Source organism: Solilutibacter tolerans, from assembly GCF_900155935.1.
Classification (GTDB): domain Bacteria; phylum Pseudomonadota; class Gammaproteobacteria; order Xanthomonadales; family Xanthomonadaceae; genus Solilutibacter; species Solilutibacter tolerans.
Window position 1 is genome coordinate 1 of sequence record NZ_FTLW01000020.1, and the last position, 1,033, is coordinate 1,033.

Genomic DNA, 1,033 nt, shown 5'->3' on the forward strand with positions numbered 1-1,033 from the left:
CTAGCTGTGATCTCTCAGTAGGTTGTTCATCCGGGGTGATCCCGGAAGACTGGAGGTGCGAATCAGCCACCCCTCCAGGAGCCCCGGATGAACCTGCATAAACATGCCCGTCTTACGCCTCGCGGTCGAGCCTTGCTTGTGGAGCGAGTGATCAACCATGGCCTGCGGGTCGAGGAGGCAGCGCATGCCGCGGGCGTGAGCGTCAGAACCGCTTACAAGTGGCTGCGCCGCTTTCGCGAAGAAGGCTGGGCAGGCCTGGATGACCGGTCATCGCGCCCGCACCGCTGTCCGCATGCCACCCCACCATCGGTGGCCGCCGAGGTGACCGCGCTGCGCCGTCAACGCCAGACCTACCGCCAGATCGCATTGGCCTTGCCGGTCGGCCTGAGCACCATTGCCCGGCTGATGCGCCGCGCCGGGCTGCACCGGCTGGCCGAGCTTGAGCCGGCTCGCCCGGACAATCGCTACGAGTATCACCAGGCCGGGGACCTGCTGCATCTGGACATCAAGAAGCTGGGCCGCTTCTGGCGCCCAGGGCATCGGGTCACTGGCGATCGCCAGGGCGCCTCCGATGGCGCCGGCTGGGAGTTCGTCCACCTCGCCATCGACGATCACTCACGAGTCGCCTTCGGCACCATTGAAGGTGATGAGCGCGGATCCAGCGCTTGCCGCGCACTGCTTCAAGCACTGCGCTACTACCGCGGCCTGGGCGTCACCTTCACCCGGGTGATGACCGACAACGGTGCCTGCTACAAGTCCCGGCGCTTCTGCCGGCTCCTGCGCCGCTTGGGCCTGCGCCATCTGCGCACGCGACCCTACACCCCGCGTACCAACGGCAAGGCCGAACGCCTGGTCCAGACCGCTTTGCGCGAATGGGCCTATGCCCGCTCCTACGACAGCTCGGAGCAGCGTCGGCACGCTCTTCCTCGCTGGCTGCACCAGTACAACTGGCACCGGCCGCACGCCAGCCTTGGCTACCAACCCCCGATCAGCCGCATCCAGCTTCCACTGAACAACGTCCTGGGTTTACACA

1 protein-coding gene is annotated in these 1,033 nt (G+C 66.3%); it reads left to right on the plus strand.

All coding sequences use genetic code 11. The features are described from left to right. Positions 1–87: 87 nt before the first annotated feature. Positions 88–1,033: IS481 family transposase (locus tag BW989_RS12280; protein ID WP_076588729.1), on the plus strand; the 946-nt coding region annotated here is incomplete at its 3' end.